Origin of the sequence: Vibrio sp. 10N.222.49.C9, from assembly GCF_041474985.1 — a bacterium.
Lineage (GTDB): Bacteria > Pseudomonadota > Gammaproteobacteria > Enterobacterales > Vibrionaceae > Vibrio > Vibrio crassostreae_C.
Genome location: NZ_JBFRVD010000422.1, coordinates 1 through 533, shown reverse-complemented (window position 1 = coordinate 533; position 533 = coordinate 1). Strand labels below are relative to the sequence as shown.

The window sequence follows — 533 nt, the reverse complement described above, 5'->3', positions numbered from 1 at the left end:
ATTCAAGATGACGGAATTTACCTCTCTTGATGTCACCTATTACCTTATTCCCTGCTTTGATTTTACAATGACCACGGCTCGACTGTTCCCCAATGACGGACAGCAAGTGAACCCGCCTGGCACACTGATCATTGCTACCCAGCAAGATAAACTCCTCCTCGCTTTGCACATTGACTACATCGCCTTGGAGAGCTCACATTACACCTATACTCCACAGTCATACCCAAGCACTCTCTATGTGCCAGCAATTCAGGAAAACCTAGAATCCTATCTTGTACAGGCATTTAATGAACTGAGTCACCTTACTGACTTTAAGATGAGAGCTAACACCGGCACAGGTCGCCTGGAAGTGAAACGCACGCACCCACTACCCGAAGAAATCTGGATTAAAAAATCCTACCGATTATTTTGTGAGATGCAGTATGACTGGCTAAAGCTGTCACTGCCCCTCAATCTTGGCTTCCTCAATCAGATTGCTTCGATGCACAACACCCATGACAGAGAAGGCATTTACACAGCCTATAGTATTGAAC

General features: G+C 45.6%; 1 protein-coding gene. It reads left to right on the top strand.

Annotation, left to right across the window (positions count from 1 at the left end):
• The coding region (locus AB4585_RS23800) for a hypothetical protein (protein WP_372171234.1) at positions 1–533 on the top strand (533 nt) is incomplete at both ends.